Origin of the sequence: Candidatus Pelagibacter communis (genome assembly GCF_001180105.1) — a bacterium.
GTDB lineage: Bacteria > Pseudomonadota > Alphaproteobacteria > Pelagibacterales > Pelagibacteraceae > Pelagibacter > Pelagibacter ubique_K.
Genome location: NZ_CVSO01000024.1, coordinates 1 through 605, shown reverse-complemented (window position 1 = coordinate 605; position 605 = coordinate 1). Strand labels below are relative to the sequence as shown.

Here is a 605-nt window from a genome sequence, read left to right as displayed (position 1 = left end):
AAAAATTTTCATAATTAATTGATATTTTGCTTCTTTTTAAGCCTATTAATTTCGTCGAATGTATTTTGATTAAAATCTTTAGCGAATTTTGATTCTAATTCTTTTATTCTTAATTCATGATTATAAGTTTTTAAATCTTGTTTTATATCATTTAGAATTTCAATCACTTTATTTTCATCTTTGTCATTTTTTTGAACAATATGTTTTATATTTGCATAATCATTTATTTGATCTAATAACTGTCTGTCTATTTCAATATTGTCATAGTTACCTTCTTTCAAGCTCTCAATAATTTTATCAAATATTAAAACGTTTTCTTTAGTAAAAAGATTTGTTTCTTCAATTAAATCAATTCTTTGATAAAAAAGGTTTAGATTATTTAAAATTATATACAAAAAACAAAATTCTTTAATCTGTATCGATGTTAATTTTTCTGTTTTTTGCAATCTCTTTTTTGTTTCAACAAGAGACCTTTTTTTTACTGTAAATTTTTTTGATGACCCTTCCAAAAAATTATGAGGTGAAAATTTAGACAAGCTATCCAAAAAAAAACCTAAAACATATTTTTTTACAACATTGTCTTTAATCATATTACCAATATTTTC

At 21.0% G+C, this 605-nt stretch carries 1 pseudogene; it reads right to left on the bottom strand.

The window, feature by feature from the left end:
* Nucleotides 1-14 precede the first annotated feature (14 nt).
* Nucleotides 15-605: pseudogene (locus AMN84_RS05030) on the bottom strand (DNA primase); the annotation flags it as partial.